Genomic DNA, 17,254 nt, shown 5'->3' with positions numbered 1-17,254 from the left:
ATCAGTCAAATCTGAGCAAAAACTGAACATTGAGATTAAATAAATATAATAGCTAATCAATTCATCAAACAGCTCTTTGCTTACATATTTATAAAAATTAGCAAATAGCGCATATTGTTTTATTTAACTTTACTTTAAATTTTAGAAAACTTAATGATAGTAATACCTTAGGTTATTTGCTAAAACTATATAAAGTAGAAAAATGAGCGTGACGTCGGCAGAAATATGCGCGATGGGCGCACTATTAAATTGTTAAATGGCGAAGGAGAAATTGTGCCGAAGTTTTATACTGTTGACCGTTCAGGTAACGTAGCTAAAAATATTACATTTGGTTTAAAGAGTAATTACTCTGATTATCAAATTTGGACAGTTCAGAATGTATACGATGAGGACGATGTAATTTCTAGAATAAATCAAATGTACCCTGAGGGTTTGTCTGAACATGGATTCCAATATTTGATTAAACATGGTCTTGTTATCTTTGAAAATGGCACAAGAAATCCGCTACAAATAACTCACACAACTCCAATGGTAGAAGCGATATTTGAGCTTGTCAGGAAAAGTGAATTCCCTCAATTACCATCACGAATGCAATCTATGTTCGCATGGTGTGAATTGGATGATGCCAAAAAATTTAACGTAAGTTCGGGAGGGGCTTGCTCTATATATGAAGTGGAAAGCGAACAGGCATTTATAGCAGATCAAAACTTGTTATATCTGGGTGGTTCTATAATTGGGGCATACGAATTGGCTCGTAAGTACTGGGCCGGTGAAAGAGGGAATAATTGTAAATTAGAGGCAGTTATCCCCTTGCCGGTAGTCATCGGCAATGCCATTTAACAAGCGCATGTTGTCGGACTGGTTTTCCGCTGCGCTCCAAACCAGCCGCAAATGCTGGCGTTGCCATTCTCTGCAAATGGGGTACTTGTCAATCAATAATACCTAGCAGTCAGTTAGGTTTGATTACTTAAGCTAATTTGTTGCACTCAACCAATATTCAACGAACTTTAAACCTTTCACCTAACACCTTTTGCCTTTAACCTTGCATTTTAACTGTAAACCCCCGTTACATTTTGATTAAAAAAGACACACTTCAACACGTGTTAAGATGTGGCTTTTTTACAGCAGCTGTAACTAAAATTAAGCAACAATCACTGCTAATAACTGGCTGCTAACAGTTCGTTACGAACTAGCTCTGCGCCTTTGCTAAGAGCGTTGAGTTTGCCGTTTGCGATGTCGCGCGGCAGGGGGGCCATGCCGCAGTTGGTGCAGGGGTATAGTTTGTCGGCATCTACATATTTAAGCGCTTCGCGTAGGGTTTTTGCCACCTCTTCAGGGGTTTCTATGGTATTGGTGGCTACATCGATTGCGCCCACCATTATTTTTTTACCGCGTACGAGTTCGAGTAGCTCTATGGGTACATGTGAATTTTGGCATTCGAGCGAAATAATATCAATATTCGATTTTTGCAGCTTAGGGAATACTTCTTCGTATTGTCGCCACTCGGTGCCGAGGGTTTTCTTCCAATCGGTGTTGGCTTTAATGCCGTAGCCGTAGCAAATATGCACGGCGGTTTCGCATTTTAACCCTTCTATGGCTCGCTCTAGACAGGCTATGCCCCAGTCGTTTACCTCGTCAAAAAACACGTTAAAAGCAGGTTCATCAAATTGAATTATATCAACCCCTGCGGCTTCTAGCTCTTTGGCTTCTTGGTTAAGTATTTTAGCAAATTCCCATGCTAGTTTTTCACGGCTTTTATAATGATCGTCATACAGGGTGTCGATCATAGTCATGGGCCCAGGCAGTGCCCATTTAATTGGTTGGCTGGTTTGCTGGCGTAAAAACTTTGCGTCTTCAACAAATACCGATTTAGTGCGAGACACAGGGCCAACCACTGTGGGTACGCTGGCGTCGTAACGGTCGCGAATTTTAACTGTTCTGCGGTTTTCAAAATCAACGCCATTTAAGTGCTCAATAAAGGTGGTTACAAAGTGTTGACGGGTTTGTTCGCCGTCGCTGACTATATCTACACCTGCGGTTTGTTGCTCGTGCAGAGAAATACGCAGGGCGTCGTGTTTGCCATCAACCAGTTCGCTACCTTGTAATTTCCATGGTGACCATAAGGTTTCGGGTTCGGCAAGCCATGACGGTTTTGGCAAGCTGCCTGCTGATGAAGTAGGTAATAGTTTTTTCATAATAAATGCTGCCTTTAATTTTGTTGTGTGATTAAGCGATACTTGCCGAGAACTGCTGCAGCACTGATTGATAAGGCTTAATAAAGTGCTGCTCGGTAAATTTGCCTTGCTCAACCGCTAATTGACCTCGCTCTGCGCGGTCATACACAATTTGCGTTAATGAATGATCATCATTTTTTAAATTTGGTTTATAACGACTACCTGCGGCGGCATTAGCGTTATAAATTTCTGGACGATAAATTTTTTGAAACGTTTCCATGGTGCTAATGGTGCTAATTAGTTCAAGATTGCTGTAGTCGTTAAGTAGGTCACCAAAAAAGTAAAACGCTAACGGTGCAACGCTGTTTGGTGGCATAAAGTAGCGCACTTGTAAGCCCATTTTTTTAAAATATTGCTCAGTTAACGACGATTCATTAGGCTGATACTCTACGCCTAAGATAGGGTGTAGATTTTCGGTTTGCTGATAGGTTTTGTTATCAGACACGCTTAAACAAATAACCGGTGGCTTTTTAAAATGCTGTTTATAGGTATCTGAGTTTACAAAGCATTTAAACAACTTACCGTGTAAGTCACCAAAATTATCGGGGATACTAAATTGCGGTTTGCTTTTGTTATGCTCAAGCAATAACACGCTAAAGTCGTAGTCGCGCACATAGGATGAAAAGTTATTACCCACCATGCCTTCAATTCGCTCGTTGGTTTGACGGTCAATAATATTGGTTTTTAATACCTCAATTGACGGAAATGCTTGGCCACTGCCTGCAATGTCTAAATCAACCGAAATGATCTCGAGCTCAACCTCGTAACGATCCCCTTGTGGGTTATCCCAACTAGCCAGAGCATTAAAACGATTGTTGATCATTTTTAGGGTATTACGCAGGTTTTGTTGGCGGCTTTCACCCCTTGCTAAATTAGCGAAGTTGGTCGTGATACGTGTGTTATTTGATGGATGATAGTTTTCATCCAAGTTAGTGCTTTTAATAGTAAATGTAAGATCAGTGCTCATAGCCGTATCCTTTCAATTTGAGTTGTTGCTGCTTTTATTGATGGCGCATTACTCGCTGTTAAAACCGACATAACGGGTTAGCTGTAATGGTGCTCTGCAGAGTTAATAAATTTATACGCGCTATGTAGCATGAAGAAAAACGGTATTATTTCAGGTAAAACATGAGCCAGATTCATTCTGTAGCAAAGTTAAATGGGTAAATTCAGCTAATTACCTATGACCCTCTCACAAAAACCGCTTTAGAAGTCTAGATTTCTAGATGTTTTTACGGGTGTTGTGATTTATTCATACAAAACGTGAGTATTATTCAATACTTATAAGTACTTAAAGTGCCATTTGCATAAACGGTTGTTGATATACTCGAATAAACCTTGGTGAGCTTAGATGTTTTATTAAACGTTTTTTACACGCAACTCACCGCCACAGAGCATAACAACCCTTAACATAAGAAGAGACAAAAGGAATGAGTGATTTAATAGTGTTAATTATATACTGCGCCATATTAGGTAGCGGTGTTGGTTTTTTAGCAGGCTTATTAGGAATAGGGGGCGGGCTGGTTATTGTACCCATACTCAGCATGATATTACTGCACTTTAATGCTTTGCCACCTGAGCAAGTAGTGGTGGTTGCCATTGCGACCTCGCTGGCCTCTATTTTATTTACCTCGACCTCGTCGGCTATTGCGCATCATAAAAATGGCAATGTACCCTGGAATATTGCACCTTGGGTTATGGTAGGCGTTGCCTTTGGCGCGCTTATTAGTGGCTTTATGGCTGCGCTGTTACCTGAGCATGTAGTGCGTTTGGTATTTGCTGTAAGTGTGGTGCTAATTGCACTTAAAATGATTTTTTCTGGTAAGAATGATTCAGCAATAGCGCGCCCGTTACCAAACAAAGGGTTACTCAGTGTTTATACGACCATAACCGGTGGCTTGTCTGCCATGATTGGTATTGGCGGCGGGGCAGTATTGGTGCCGTTACTGACGTTTTTTTCTGTTGATATGAAAAAAGCCATAGGCTGCGCCTCGGCCTCAGGCATTGTGATAGCGCTGTTTGGTTCACTGGGTTATATCAGCTCAGGCAGCCAGTTATTTAGCCTAAAACAAGGATTTGCAGGCTTTGTGTATTTGCCCGCTTTATTGGGTATTGTATGCACCTCATGGTTTACCGCGCCACTCGGTGCTAAAGCCACCCATTATTTGCCAGTTTCAACCATAAAGAAAATATTTGCCGGCTTATTAATTGTAATGGCAATCAATATGTTTACTCGATAAAGTTAAAGTTCGCAGGCTTGCTTGCGAATATATTTTGAAATAATAAACTTTAAGGCAAGGATGCTATGAAAATAGTTAAATTAAGGGATAAAGTTGATAAAACAATCTTAAGTGTTGCTTTGTTCTTTTTGATATCACCTACTATAGGGTTAATTACAGGAACTGCTCATCAGCTTGGAACGACGGGCAGCGACTATCAACAAGCATCGTTAATTGATGACCCAGAGCAATACTGGCAAATTATTATCATGCAACTTACTATTACTTTAGCTATCGGTATCCAAGGGTTTATTACATTTCCAGCCTTAATTGCCGCACGCCAAAAAATATTAAAGTTTAGAGATAACAATAAAATAGTAGCCAATATCATATTTTATTTGCTCACTCCGATATTCTTTATCGCTTTGTTGATATTTTTAATATATTTATTTGAAGTATGAGAAGTGTAAGGTTTTAGATCCGTAACCCGCACCCCGACGCCCGTTAATCTTAAGACGGTTAACTAAAATCTACGTCATTTGCGCGTGCTTTATAAACTCGTCATAAATACTGTCTTTAATGAGCCTGTCAGGCGTAAAGGCATAATAATGCTGATAAACATTATCAATTCTACCAATGTAATTAACGTCGTAATGGCGTTCTACTTCGGCTCTTACCAAAATAGGCGCAGGGAATATCCCAAACCCTTGCTCACCGAGTGACTTCATTAATGCGCTGTCGTCAACATGGCCTGCTATTGTCATTTCAATGTCTTGCTCTTGCAGCCAATAATAAATAGCACGCGCGACGGGGCTTTCTTTTGCGGGGAGCACTAGAGGCTTGTTATTTAAAGACTGCGGAAACTGCTTATGTAACTGCGAATGCCATGTTTCCTTACCAAAAAGAGCAATTTGGCTTTTACCTATTTCATGGCAAAACGCCTTAAATGGCAAGGTGGTATCGAGTGGTTTATCGGCTAACACTAAGTCGAGCTTATGAATCGCCATTTGTGCAAGCAGCTCATCTTGTTGGCCGTCAATACAGTGTAAGTTTGTAATACGGTCGTTATTAATTAAAGGCGCTAGCCACTTCGACACCAGTGATTTAGGCAACACGTCTGAAATACCCACCTTTAACGTTCGTGAATAGTGCGTGGTATCACCTTGCGTGGTTTCTAGCCATTCATGGGCAATAGCAAACATATCATTGGTGTATTGCTGGGTTACATGGCCAAATTCCGTTAACTGTAGGCCTCGCCCTTGACGAATAAATAGCGGTTTTCCTAGTCGTTGCTCTAAGTTAGTAATTTGCGAGCTCACCGTTTGCGGCGTTAAATTAAGTATTTTACTCGCCGCTGCAATACTGCCGTGCTTACTTACTTGCCAAAAATAATATAAGTGATTGTAGTTAATGTTGGTAATCATTCGAAAATACCTGTTTTAAAGTAAGAAATAATCAGCTTTTTCCTTTGCCACTAAGTTAGTAGATTACAGTCATGCCTGCAACATAGTTACTATTAAAAGGTGTAATTGCATGAAGCTAAAACTTACAGTTAAAAACAAGATAATTAACGCAAGTGAAAAGATGTCGCTTTTAAAGTTGATAAAAAGCCAATTGGCAAAACATGCTTTGAATATTCGTAAAGTTGAGATTCAAATAAATGATCTTTCGAGTGATCGCCACGGCACTTTGCAGCAATGCAAAATTAATATTCTTTTGCCTGGGCTACCCAGTATTAATGTAAATACAAAGGGAAGAAGTATGCTGCAAGCGATAAAGCGAGCACTTAAAAGTTTGCAGCACATTCTCGTTAATAAGTATCAACCTTCGCAACCAAGCTCTTAATATCGCACTTGTAGTAGCAAGGATGCTACTTTTTTAATACCTCTCTAATTCCAAGTTATGTTTAGCAATAAATGATTCAATTATTGCCATTGAGCAGTATTTCCTTGTTGGGCTTTGTTCGACTCTACCCAACTCACAATAACTAAAAACCTTTGCCCTTTTTCCTTTAACCTTTGACCTCAGCTGTAAACCCCCGCACCATTTTGATTAAAAAAGCCGCACACTAATTGTTAGTGTGCGGCTTTAGTATTTTATTTTTTTAAAACGATTACTTGTTTAGTAAGTGCTTTTCAAAAAAATCGGCCATCATAGTATGGTAATGCAAGGTCGTGCCTTTACCTTCACGTAGGCTATGTGAGCGGTTAGGGTATGAGAAAAACTCAAACTGCTTGTTATGCTTTACAAGCTCGTCAATTAAACGCTCTGAGCCTTGGTAATGCACGTTATCATCGCCTGTGCCGTGAATAAGCAATAGCTTACCGGTTAGGTTTTTAGCAAAGGTAATCGGCGAGGTGTTATCGTAACTCTCAGGATCGGTGTTTGGGTTACCCGCATAACGCTCTTGGTAAATGGTGTCGTATAAACGTATATCTGGCACGGGTGCTGAGGCAATGCCTACTTTAAATTTATCGCCATGGCGGAACAGTAAATTAAGGGTTGAGCTACCGCCGCCTGAGTGTCCCCATACGCCAACGCGATCGGTGTCTATTACATCCCAACGTTTAGCCATAGCATCTAGGGCGTCTACTTGGTCTTGCACTGTGATAGAACCAATTTTTTTATAAATCGATTTACGCCAATCGCGGCCTTTTGGTGCACGTGTACCGCGGTTATCAACCGATGCCACAATAAAGCCTTTTTGCGTTAACAGTGCTTTATACAGGTAACTGTTGCCTTCCCAGCGGTCTTGCACGGTAGAGCCCCATGGTTCGCCGTATACGTAAAATACAATTGGGTATTTTTTACTTTTATCCATGTTCTCTGGGAACATAATGTAGCCGTCAAGCTCGGTACCATCTTGCGCGTTTACTTTAAAAAACTCATGCTTGGGTAAGCTTTGTTCAGCCAGCTTTTGTTTGAGCTTTGTATTTTCAACTAAGGTTTTTACATTACTGTGATCGCTCACTTTAATGATCTCTTTAGTCGGTGGCGTACCAAATTTAGAGTAAGTATGCATTGCCCACGAGGCATCTTTTGACATGTAGTAGCTGTTTGATCCCTCAAACTCAGCAGGTGTTACCCGTACCGGTTTGCTGCTGCCATCAAGCGGTGTGCTGTATAAATAACGCTGACCAGGATCGTTTGGCGAGGCAATAAAATACATCACGTTTTTATCTTCATTGATGGTAAGCATATCAATAATGTCGTAATCGCCAGGGGTTAGGTCGATAATAGTCTTGCCATCGCGCGATACACGATAAAGATGACGCCAACCGTCGCGTTCGCTATGCCAAATAAAAAACTCGCCGTCTTTTGACCAGTTTGCTTTATAAAACCATTCGATAAACGCATCGTCTTTGTCTTCTAAAATCTTGGTCAGTTGCTGCTTTTGCCAATCAAACAACCACACTTTGTTATGGCTTTGCGGGCGGTTTAAGTCTTGAATCATTAATTCATTACCGGTGCCAGCCCAGCTAATACGCGGAATATAACGGTCGCGGTTATCGCCTTCAAGCTCAGCCCAACGGGTTTGTTTATCAGCAAGGCTTACCACACCAACACGCACGGCAGAGTTGGTTTCACCGGCCTTAGGATAAGGGAATTCTTTAAGGGTAGGGTACAGTTCGTCGGTGTTATTGATCATAGTGAAAAATTTAACGTCACTGGTATCAAGCTGCCAATAGGCGATTGATTTGTTGTCGGGGCTCCAACGAAAACCATCGGCAATGGTGAATTCTTCTTCGTATACCCAATCAAAATTACCGTTAACTATGGTGGCGCTGCCATCGGTTGTAAGCGCGGTTACATCGTTACTGCCAACCGATTGCATGTAAATGTTGTTATCGCGTACGTAAGCCACTTTTGAGCTATCTGGCGAGAACTTAGCAAACATTAACTTAGTAGGCTCAACATCCAAGCCACCAAGTTGCTGTAATTGGTTAGTCTCAAGGTTAAGTAACCAAAAGTCGCCTCGGCTGCGTGAGCGCCAAACTTGCTCACTGTTGGTAAATACCATCAGCCATTTACCGTCTTTTGACCACTGATAGCTTTCGATTGCAAATGGCTCGTCTGCGCCCTCTGGCAACAGCTTTTCAAACTCAACCAGTACTTTACGGCCTGTACCGTCAGCATTGTAAAATACAATGTCGTTGCCTTTTACGCCGTGCTCTTTTTCATCATCGACGTTGTTATCGTCTGCTTTTTCTTTTTCACTTTCGCGCTCTTCAAGCACAGTGTAGCCGGTGCCATCGTCTAGCCACTTAAAGTAAGTGCTACGCTGGGTTTTAAATTCTTTATCTTTATAAATTTGCGCTAGGCTTAATGGATTATTCACGGTACTCATCGCTGCATTGTTGTTGGTTGTTATGTTGGTACTTGAACATGCTTGCAAGCCTAAGCCCGCAACAATGGCCAGTGCCAAGCCCGATGTTTTGATCAGATTCATTGTTATTGTTCCTTGGGTCTGTTGCCCTTTATGGATTAAGGCGCTTATTACATTTACTGTAACAAAATAACCTACAGAATATCAGTATGCTTAACGCACAAAGCTATGGTTTAAACCCAAACTTTTATAATTAATTACCATGCTGGATTTTTAAATTCTTCACTGAGCGTGTCGATTAGTGCTCTTACTGTTGCTGATAAATGCTGACGAGAAGGGTAAAGCACATATATTTTCATTGGGTTTAATGTCCATGGCGCTAATACACGCTGCAAGCGACCATCCAGTATATATTGATTTGCCAAATACGTAGGCTGCACTGAAATACCACCACCGGCTATGGCTGCATGAAGTAATGTGGTGGCCTCGTTTGCACTTAAATTACATTTAACATCAACCGATTGAAATTCATCCCCGTTGTGTAAATGCCAAATATATCGGTCGAAGTTTTTATAGCCTAAACATTGATGAGTGCTTAACTGTTGTGGTGTCGTTATTGCCGGATAATCAGCAAGGTAGCTGGCTGAGGCCACTAATATAGATTCACACTCGGCAATAGGTTTACCTATTAACGAAGGATCAGGATTGGCTGCAATACGTATTGCCAAATCAACACGCTGCTCTATTAGATCTGTGGTTGAGTCTTCAAGATCTATGTCTATTTGCACGTTAGGGTGACGTTTCATAAAGCGTGTAAATATAGGGGCTAATTGTGCAAAGCCTAACGACATACTGGTCGCTACTCGAATTTTACCTGACAACTGTTGCTGGCTTTTAGTTTGTTCAACTAAACGGTTAGCCTGTGCTAACCATTGCTCTATTTCGGGTAAACAGGCCTCGCCAGCGGTGGTAAGTGTAACTTTGCGGGTAGTTCGGTGTAGCAAACGAGTATTGAGCCATGCTTCTGCCGACTCAATATGACGAGTAACCATAGGGCGTGACATTTCAAGCCGATCGGCAGTGGCAGTAAAACTGCCTGAGTAGGCAACATCCACAAAAACCTGCGCTGCGGTGAGTTTATCCATAGTATTTGCACGATTTATGAAACAATGATGCTAATTATTGGTTGTTTTTCTGAACATATCAAACCTTTATTATGCTCGCATTAACAACCAATGATGAGAATACTATGAACCTACGCACGCTTTTACTAAGCACACTATTAGCCAGCAATATCGCTATTGCAGACGAAACCCCACTAACCCTTGATGTGTATAACGCTGACAGCAATAGCTTTCATGTTAATGCCACGCTGGTTTATGGCCGTACCGATGCAATTTTAATTGATACCGGATTTACCAAAGCAGATGCACTGCGCATTGCCGCCAAAGTAATTGACTCTGGTAAACAACTAAAAACTATTTTTATTAGCCAAGCCGATCCTGATTACTACTTTGGCGCTGAAGTGTTACAGCAGTTTTTTCCTGACGCAAAGATTATAACCACACCGGCAGTGCACCAAAAAATAGCAGCAAAGCTTAAAGGTAAACTTGCTTTCTGGACGCCAAAAATGGGTGAAAACGCCCCAAAGGACCCCGTTGTTCCTAAGGTATTTAATGGTAATAGCTTAAAAATAGAAGGCCATACCATTGAAATTCGTGGTACAGAGGGTGAGCATAATCATCGCCCTTATTTATGGATACCTGATAACAAAGCCATTTTAGGGAATGTGGCTGTATACGCTAATGTTCATTTATGGATGGCCGATGCGCAAACTCAAGCAGAGCAAGATGCCTGGGCAAAACAACTTAATGAAATGAAAGCACTTAAACCTGACGTGGTGATCCCAGGGCATATGAAAGCAGGCACCCAATTAGATGCTGCAAATATTGATTTTTCAATTCAGTATTTAAAGGATTTTGCACACGCTAAGCAAAGTAGCGGTAGCAGTAAACTGCTGATAGATAAAATGACCAACTCATACCCAGAGGCTGTATTACCTATGGCTCTTAGCATTGGCGCTAAAGTTCATAAAGGCGAAATGAAATGGTAATTGCCGCTTAACCGCTGCAATAAATGCAGAAGAACCAAAAAACACGCCTAGCAAAGTCTGGCGTGTTTTTTATTATTGCCACAAATACATACTGGCTCGCTTATTGGCAATATTTAATTCAAATACCTCAGTGCTTGAACACATAGCAGCACCATAGCATACATGTAGCGGTAACAAGTGTTCTTCTCTGGGGTGATTAAAGCGTGCAGCTGGAGCCTGCTGCCATGCTAATAATTGCTGTTCACGCTGCTGCTCGGTTAATGTTTGATCTGCGATTGTGCTTACCAGCCAATTTTCAAATGCCTGATTTTGCTGATTAACATCGCTTGATTGGGTAACACCAAAAGCGCGCATATTATGGAAGGTAAAGCCTGAGCCTATAATTAATAAGTTATCGTAATCAATACGTTGCAGCACTTTACCAATTTCAACATGCAACAGCGGATCAAGACTTGGATGCAAGGATATTTGCACACAAGGAATATCGGCCTCTGGGTACATAATTTTTAACGGTACAAACATACCGTGATCAAAACCACGCTGTGGATCGAGTTTTGAGTCAATATTATGTGTTGCGAGCGCTTGCTGTACTAAATTAGCAAGTTGCGGCTGGCCAGTACAAGGGTAAGTTAATTGGTACGCCTGCTCAGGAAAACCATAGTAATCGTAAATAAGCGGCGGTGAAGAGTGCGCAGTTATACTAATTGGTTGAGCTTCCCAATGCGCGCTGACCATTAAAATAGCGCTAGGCTTTGGGATTGTAGCGGCAACTTGTTCTAAGCAGGCTCGCATTTCTGCATGGTTAGCATCACCTAGTAATGGCATTGGGCCGCCACCATGAGAAATGAAAAAGACGGTTGGGCGTTGCATGTGGTTAATCCTAAAGGACAGATATTATTATAGTGCCTGCGCAGTTAGTAAATAACTAGCCACATAAACGCACAACCTCAGTGCGCAAATATTATATGTGGTGTTTATTCATCAAGCTCTAAGTGAGCGCGTTCAACGCTTTCTTGAGGTAACTCTTTTTGCACCGATACACCCAACTCTTTAAATTCTGAGGCTTGTTTAATTAAGTTACCTTTACCACGGTATAACTGAGAGAATGCTTTATCGTAGGTTTCTTTGGCTTTATCGAGCTGTTTACCCACCCCTTCCATACTGGTTAAAAAGCCGTTGAGCTTACTGTAAAAACGCTCAGCACGATTAGCCAGCTCTTTTGAATATTTAGTTTGCTCTTCAAAGCGCCATAACTGCTTAACAATATTTAAACTGGTTAGCAGGGTAGTAGGAGTAGCAACCAAAATGTTTTTTTCGATTGCTTGCTGGTAAATGTCGCTTTGGTATTTAAGTGCTTCTACAAACGCAGATTCAATCGGTACAAACATAATAACAACCTCAGGCGAGTTTATCCCTGGTAAACGGTCATACGATTTACTGGCCAGCTCATTTATACGGGAAGTTACGGCATTTACATGCTCTTTAATCGCTTGTTGAGATTCCAGCTCTGTTTCGGCATTTACATAACGGGTATAGGCATTTAACGATGTTTTTGCATCAATCACTAAGTGGCGACCTTGAGGTAAATACACCACCACATCAGGACGAAGACGGCCGTCTTCGGTATTAAACGACACTTCGCGTTTATAGTCTGTGCCAGCTCGAAGTCCTGCGCTATCAAGCACGTTTTCAAGCATTAACTCGCCCCAATTACCTTGGGTTTTCTTTTGTCCTTGCAGCGCATTACTGAGCTTGTCAGCCTGCTCGGTAATGGCTTGGCTTTTGGCTTGTAAATGCAATAGTTCGGTTTTAAGCGCAGCACGTTGTTTTAAGTCTTCAACGTGAATAGATTCCATTTTATCTCTAAAGCCTTTTAGCTCACCTTGAACCGGCTTGAGTAACTGCTCTATGCTTTCTTGATTGAGGGTTTTAAATTTTTGCGATTTTTCTTCTAAGATTTGATTGGCTAAATTTTCGAATTCTTTTTTAAGCGTTTCTTTACTTTGCTCTATATGGGCGAGTTGCTCGCTGAAATGTTGCTGCTTTTGCTCAAGGGTGGTGCGTATATTATTAAGCTCGACATCGCGCAGATTGTATTGCTCGCGCAGGGCGGTTAGCTCGGCTTCGGTTTTACGCCAATATTGATTATAAAGTTGACTTTGTTTTTCTTGCTCAGTTAATCGCGTTTTAAAATGTTGCGCCTGATCACGTTGCTCTTGATGAGTAAGCCCTAACAAGTCGTGCTCTTCCACTAAAGAGGCATATTGATTTTGCGTATGCTCATACTGGCTTTGTAATAACAATAACTCTTGTTGCTGCTCACTCACTTGGCGCTTTATTTTTTTACTTAACTGGACTGATACAACGCTGAAAATAGCCATACCGGCTATAGCGCCAGTACCAACACTTAACCAATCTAAATGGGATAAAAACGAAGTAAACATAGAATAAACTTTTAAAATTTAGTGACATGCCATCATAACGAATTACGCTCTTTAGCAGTAGGGTAAAACACTAAATTAAGCGCATAAAAAAAGCCAGCTAGTAAAGCTGGCTCAATATTACTAAATTAGTAAATTAGTAAATTAGTAAATTAGTAATCAAACAGGGAAATCAACATGAAACTTGTAAAACAACATATCAACTACAAGCATAATTGTAGACGCGCTCTGATTAAATTAGTTCAAAATAATTTTAAAAAAGTTGAATTTGAGGCATAAAAAAAGCCAGCTAATAAAGCTGGCTCAATATTACTAAATTAGTAATCAAACAGGGAAATCAACATGAAACTTGTATAACAACACATCAACTACAAGCATAATAATAGACCCAGCCATTTGTGATTAGTTCAAAATAAATTAAATAAAAAATAAATATTTTTAAAAGCAAAAAAAAGCCAGCGCATTACTGGCTGGCTTAATCATTACTATGTCTAGTAACTACTATATGGGATATCAACATGAAAGCTTGGAGAAACTGCAATTTAACCAAGCATATTAATAGACGCCTACAATTTAAATAAGTTCAAAAACTCGTCATGATTTTTTAAAATTATTTTAGCTTTTAATTAAAGACAGCATTTGTTGTTCGTCAAACTGGGTAAAACTCATTGATTTTTCGGTAAATAATGCATCTACAAGCGCTTGCTTATCTTGCTGCATTTGAAATACTTTTTGTTCAATAGAGTTAGCCATAATTAGTTTATAAACAAACACTGGGTTTGTTTGCCCAATTCGATAAGCACGATCGGTGGCTTGTTTTTCAACGGCAGGGTTCCACCATGGATCAAAATGAATAACCGTGTCGGCTTGGGTTAAATTAAGCCCTGTGCCACCGGCTTTTAAGCTAATTAAAAACACAGAAGTGTTACCACTGGTAAATTCGTCTATTACTTTATCCCGATGACGCGTTTGCCCCGTTAGCATACTAAAATTAATATTTAGCTCATTTAAACGCTCGGCAATTAAATCAAGGGCAGAGGTAAACTGACTGAATATAATGACCTTACGGCCAAGGCTTAGCATTAAAGGTAAGTGGCTCGATAACCATTCTAATTTAGCACTGGCTGCCTCAGTTTCAGGTTCAATGAGTTTAGGATGACAACAAATTTGGCGTAACTTTAACAAGGCTTCTAAAAAGGCGAGTTTACTTTTTTGCACACCTTGCTCAGCAAATAAATCGATGAGCTTTTCTTCAAGCGCACGCGTAATGCCGTGATACATATCTTTTTGTTTAGGTTCAAACTCAAACTCTTTTATAAGTTCGGTTTTTTGCGGCAGCTCTTGAGCCACTTGGGCTTTAGTACGGCGCAAAATAAACGGCATAATTAACGCTTTTAGTTGCTCTGCACGTTCAATGTTGCTTTCGCGTTCAATAGGGCCTTGAAAATGCTGCTTAAAGTGCGCCTGTGAACCTAAAAGCGAGGGCATTGCAAAGTCGAGCAATGACTTTAATTCAAATAAATTGTTTTCAATTGGTGTGCCACTTAAACAAAGCTTAAAGTCGGCATTTAAACGTTTTACCAACCGCGAAACTTGTGCGGTATCGTTTTTAATATACTGGGCTTCATCAAGAATAATGTTTTCAAAATACAGCGGTGAGTAATAAGCAATGTCACGTTTTAATAGCGGATACGTGGTTAAAATACACTGCGCTTGTGCCAAATGCTGCAACGAATCATTTCGGTGTGCACCAAAAATAGTGGTCACTTTTAAGCTTTTTGCGAACTTGGTAATTTCGTTTTGCCAATTACTCACTAAACTTGTAGGGCACACAATAAGCGTAGGCCCTGCTTGCGGTGTATTGTATGAGCTTGCTAAGTAGGCAATCACTTGTAACGTTTTACCCAAGCCCATATCATCCGCTAAAATCCCACCTAACTGATTACGCTTTAAAAAGTTAAGCCAAGCCACGCCTTCTTGCTGATACTCTCTTAATACTACAGAATCGTGTAAGCCATGAATGGCAGTGTTAGGTGATAGCAGTGCATCGTTATTTAGTTCATCAAGGTAACGCTCTAATGACGGGTCATGTAGCTCTACATTAATAGCTGTGTGCTGAACTAATTCAGGTAAGTATGAAAGCGGAATGTTAAATTCGTCACGGGTTTTAATAAATTCAAACCGCAGTTTAAACTCAATTAATAAATTAAACGCTGCTTTATCAATAACCCCAAATTGACGGCCAACAGGGTAGTAATAAAATAATTCACTTTGACGGTTTAACGATTCATACAGTTTATTATTTACATTTAATAGGGTGGCTACTTTGGTATCGTTTAGCATTACTTTACTATGCATTTGATGATTTGCAGCTCTGTTTACATGCAATGAGATTTGGCTTTTAGTATCAGCAACATTAACTTTGCTCATTGATACTTGCCAACCGCGTTGTTTAAAGCTGGGCAGTACCTCGTGAACTAGCCAATGTAAGTGAATAGCCGATTCCTGACTAAAAATAAACTCGCTGTGTAAACCCCCTTTACAAAAATCGAAGCCTAAGTTGACTAACTCATTGGTAACGGTGTTTTCAAAGGCGCTATTAATTAACTTTGCAGGCGCGGTGCCCGCTAAATAGTTTTTATTTTTATACTTAAACGATAACGAAATAGCCATTACTGAGCCCGACATGCTAACTTTAAGTATGGCATTACTCAACGACTTAACAGGCGTGCTTGGTGTATTAGTAGGGTGGGGAATAACACCTACTCCAAAGTTATCAGCAAGCTGCTTATAAATTCGGTCAAAGTTTGTATCGTGCAGCGCCGGTATAGTTTGTAAGTGCGCAATTTCATCAGCACTGAGGGGCGTACGAATACGGCCTAATTTATATTTATCTAAATCTAAGTAGATAGGCGGCGTTGTTTTAATTAACGCCCAATTAGGAATTTGATCCAAGTGAATTTTTAACTGGGTTACCTCTTTTTGTTTTTCCCAAACAAAGTTAAGAGGTAAACCAGGTTGCGCTTTAATAGGTACTCGAGAGCGTTGTAAAAATAATCTGTCTGTGGCTAGTAATTGCTGCAGCGCATTAAAACCCCATTGACCTTTAAGCTCAATATTACCGACCGCATTTTGCGATCGGATCCAGCTATATAATCTAAAATCACTTTCGAGCAAATCGCTAGGGGTTACAAAACTATTAAGCTGTTGCTCAGTTAAATTTCGCCCAAGTGCATAATTATTATTTTTATCGTAGTTGGCAATTTTAGGGGTTAAAAATACTTTGTTGTTTTCTATGTCTAATACAAACAGTAATACTTGCGAGGGTTGAGCTTGGTCGGTGTTTTTAAGTGCGCTTAGTTCACTAAACCAATCATTAATAAAATAATCTTCACCGTACTCACCAGAATGCTCAATTTTAAGCTTTAACAAAATAGCGGCCAAATGGCGGCATTTAGTTTTAACATTACAGGTACAGTGGGTATCGACCGAATAACCAGTTGGTAATTTACTGATCTCAATACGTTGGTTGAACGCGATTCCTTTATCACCTTGCACCGTAGAGTCAACCACAGAAAAATCTGCATTATGTTCTAACCAACTGATTTGGCCGTTTTTATAGTACGATTTTCCTTTGGCCAACACCGCGGGTTTAAATAATTTTTTTATGAATCGCTCAGAAAGAGGAAACTGGGTAGCCTGCTCATTTTTAATTTCTTCAAAAATAGCCATTAAATCATTTTTTGATAAGTTAGCAGACATGTCACTCAAAGTATTAAAATTTAAAAACAATTTTTCCAGTATATGCCTTATCAGCGCTGAGCTAAAGCAATATTATTTTTAAAATAAACTGGTTGGATCTGATTGGTTAGTAAAAAATTGGTTTATAGCGAATTGGCGATCATTGTTTAATTTTGCTC

Annotated in this window: 13 protein-coding genes; 5 read left to right on the top strand and 8 right to left on the bottom strand. The window is 40.2% G+C overall.

Translation table 11 applies throughout. The features are described from left to right. Nucleotides 1–225 precede the first annotated feature (225 nt). Nucleotides 226–840 carry a DUF2441 domain-containing protein gene (locus QL984_RS17410; protein ID WP_051894369.1) on the top strand — a complete coding sequence of 205 codons (615 nt, stop codon included), beginning with the start codon at nt 226–228 and terminating at the stop codon, nt 838–840. A gap of 317 nt (nt 841–1,157) precedes the next feature. Here QL984_RS17410 and QL984_RS17405 read toward each other — a convergent pair whose 3' ends face one another. Both QL984_RS17405 and QL984_RS17400 read right to left on the bottom strand, forming a co-directional pair. Beyond that, nucleotides 1,158–2,195 carry a methionine synthase gene (locus tag QL984_RS17405; RefSeq protein WP_128583465.1) on the bottom strand — a complete coding sequence of 346 codons (1,038 nt, stop codon included), beginning with the start codon at nt 2,193–2,195 and terminating at the stop codon, nt 1,158–1,160. Nucleotides 2,196–2,226: 31 nt separating this feature from the next. Next, nucleotides 2,227–3,201 carry a DUF1852 domain-containing protein gene (locus tag QL984_RS17400; protein WP_013462782.1) on the bottom strand — a complete coding sequence of 325 codons (975 nt, stop codon included), beginning with the start codon at nt 3,199–3,201 and terminating at the stop codon, nt 2,227–2,229. Nucleotides 3,202–3,664: 463 nt separating this feature from the next. Between QL984_RS17400 and QL984_RS17395 the strand changes: the two genes are divergently transcribed. Together QL984_RS17395 and QL984_RS17390 are read left to right on the top strand one after the other, a co-directional pair. After that, entirely contained in the window at nt 3,665–4,474 is an 810-nt protein-coding gene (locus QL984_RS17395) for a sulfite exporter TauE/SafE family protein (RefSeq protein ID WP_013462781.1), read from the top strand. A gap of 65 nt (nt 4,475–4,539) precedes the next feature. Further along, nucleotides 4,540–4,914: a hypothetical protein gene (locus QL984_RS17390; RefSeq protein WP_024602464.1), complete on the top strand. Its 375-nt coding sequence runs from the start codon at nt 4,540–4,542 to the stop codon at nt 4,912–4,914. Nucleotides 4,915–4,983: 69 nt separating this feature from the next. Here QL984_RS17390 and nhaR read toward each other — a convergent pair whose 3' ends face one another. Continuing rightward, nucleotides 4,984–5,877: a transcriptional activator NhaR gene (gene nhaR / locus QL984_RS17385; RefSeq protein WP_290173092.1), complete on the bottom strand. Its 894-nt coding sequence runs from the start codon at nt 5,875–5,877 to the stop codon at nt 4,984–4,986. 109 nt (nt 5,878–5,986) lie between these two features. On the opposite strand from nhaR, the gene QL984_RS17380 reads away from it, so the two are divergent. Beyond that, complete coding sequence (locus QL984_RS17380) at nt 5,987–6,298, top strand: hypothetical protein (RefSeq protein ID WP_013462778.1); 312 nt, start codon at nt 5,987–5,989, stop codon at nt 6,296–6,298. A gap of 268 nt (nt 6,299–6,566) precedes the next feature. Here the strand turns inward: QL984_RS17380 and QL984_RS17375 are convergent, their stop codons facing one another. Both QL984_RS17375 and QL984_RS17370 read right to left on the bottom strand, forming a co-directional pair. Then, nucleotides 6,567–8,903 carry a S9 family peptidase gene (locus QL984_RS17375; protein WP_024602466.1) on the bottom strand — a complete coding sequence of 779 codons (2,337 nt, stop codon included), beginning with the start codon at nt 8,901–8,903 and terminating at the stop codon, nt 6,567–6,569. 134 nt (nt 8,904–9,037) lie between these two features. Then, on the bottom strand, nt 9,038–9,925 hold the full coding sequence (locus QL984_RS17370) for a LysR family transcriptional regulator (RefSeq protein ID WP_024602467.1): 888 nt from the start codon (nt 9,923–9,925) through the stop codon (nt 9,038–9,040). A gap of 104 nt (nt 9,926–10,029) precedes the next feature. Between QL984_RS17370 and QL984_RS17365 the strand changes: the two genes are divergently transcribed. Then, on the top strand, nt 10,030–10,893 hold the full coding sequence (locus tag QL984_RS17365) for an MBL fold metallo-hydrolase (protein WP_029609893.1): 864 nt from the start codon (nt 10,030–10,032) through the stop codon (nt 10,891–10,893). 72 nt (nt 10,894–10,965) lie between these two features. Here the strand turns inward: QL984_RS17365 and QL984_RS17360 are convergent, their stop codons facing one another. The 3 genes from QL984_RS17360 to QL984_RS17350 all read right to left on the bottom strand — a co-directional run bounded on the left by QL984_RS17360 (nt 10,966) and on the right by QL984_RS17350 (nt 17,096). Further along, entirely contained in the window at nt 10,966–11,763 is a 798-nt protein-coding gene (locus tag QL984_RS17360) for a class III extradiol ring-cleavage dioxygenase (RefSeq protein WP_013462773.1), read from the bottom strand. A 104-nt stretch (nt 11,764–11,867) separates the two neighbouring features. After that, the gene (gene rmuC / locus QL984_RS17355) at nt 11,868–13,337 is read right to left on the bottom strand and encodes a DNA recombination protein RmuC (protein ID WP_013462772.1); all 1,470 of its coding nucleotides are present in this window, start codon (nt 13,335–13,337) and stop codon (nt 11,868–11,870) included. 612 nt (nt 13,338–13,949) lie between these two features. Then, nucleotides 13,950–17,096, bottom strand: coding sequence for a DEAD/DEAH box helicase (locus tag QL984_RS17350; protein ID WP_029609892.1), 3,147 nt, complete (start codon nt 17,094–17,096; stop codon nt 13,950–13,952). Nucleotides 17,097–17,254 lie beyond the last annotated feature (158 nt).

The organism is Pseudoalteromonas sp. APC 3495 (assembly GCF_030407645.1).
Taxonomy (GTDB): domain Bacteria; phylum Pseudomonadota; class Gammaproteobacteria; order Enterobacterales; family Alteromonadaceae; genus Pseudoalteromonas; species Pseudoalteromonas tetraodonis.
The sequence above is the reverse complement of the archived record's forward strand: the minus strand, read 5'-3'. Positions and strand labels throughout refer to the sequence as shown.

What these genes read in the sequence shown, in the direction of transcription:
- QL984_RS17410 (WP_051894369.1), top strand. Translation starts at nt 226, where the DNA reads ATGCGCGATGGGCGCACTATTAAATTGTTAAATGGCGAAGGAGAAATT.
- QL984_RS17405 (WP_128583465.1), bottom strand. Translation starts at nt 2,195, where the DNA reads ATGAAAAAACTATTACCTACTTCATCAGCAGGCAGCTTGCCAAAACCG.
- QL984_RS17400 (WP_013462782.1), bottom strand. Translation starts at nt 3,201, where the DNA reads ATGAGCACTGATCTTACATTTACTATTAAAAGCACTAACTTGGATGAA.
- QL984_RS17395 (WP_013462781.1), top strand. Translation starts at nt 3,665, where the DNA reads ATGAGTGATTTAATAGTGTTAATTATATACTGCGCCATATTAGGTAGC.
- QL984_RS17390 (WP_024602464.1), top strand. Translation starts at nt 4,540, where the DNA reads ATGAAAATAGTTAAATTAAGGGATAAAGTTGATAAAACAATCTTAAGT.
- nhaR (WP_290173092.1), bottom strand. Translation starts at nt 5,877, where the DNA reads ATGATTACCAACATTAACTACAATCACTTATATTATTTTTGGCAAGTA.
- QL984_RS17380 (WP_013462778.1), top strand. Translation starts at nt 5,987, where the DNA reads ATGAAGCTAAAACTTACAGTTAAAAACAAGATAATTAACGCAAGTGAA.
- QL984_RS17375 (WP_024602466.1), bottom strand. Translation starts at nt 8,903, where the DNA reads ATGAATCTGATCAAAACATCGGGCTTGGCACTGGCCATTGTTGCGGGC.
- QL984_RS17370 (WP_024602467.1), bottom strand. Translation starts at nt 9,925, where the DNA reads ATGGATAAACTCACCGCAGCGCAGGTTTTTGTGGATGTTGCCTACTCA.
- QL984_RS17365 (WP_029609893.1), top strand. Translation starts at nt 10,030, where the DNA reads ATGAACCTACGCACGCTTTTACTAAGCACACTATTAGCCAGCAATATC.
- QL984_RS17360 (WP_013462773.1), bottom strand. Translation starts at nt 11,763, where the DNA reads ATGCAACGCCCAACCGTCTTTTTCATTTCTCATGGTGGCGGCCCAATG.
- rmuC (WP_013462772.1), bottom strand. Translation starts at nt 13,337, where the DNA reads ATGTTTACTTCGTTTTTATCCCATTTAGATTGGTTAAGTGTTGGTACT.
- QL984_RS17350 (WP_029609892.1), bottom strand. Translation starts at nt 17,096, where the DNA reads ATGTCTGCTAACTTATCAAAAAATGATTTAATGGCTATTTTTGAAGAA.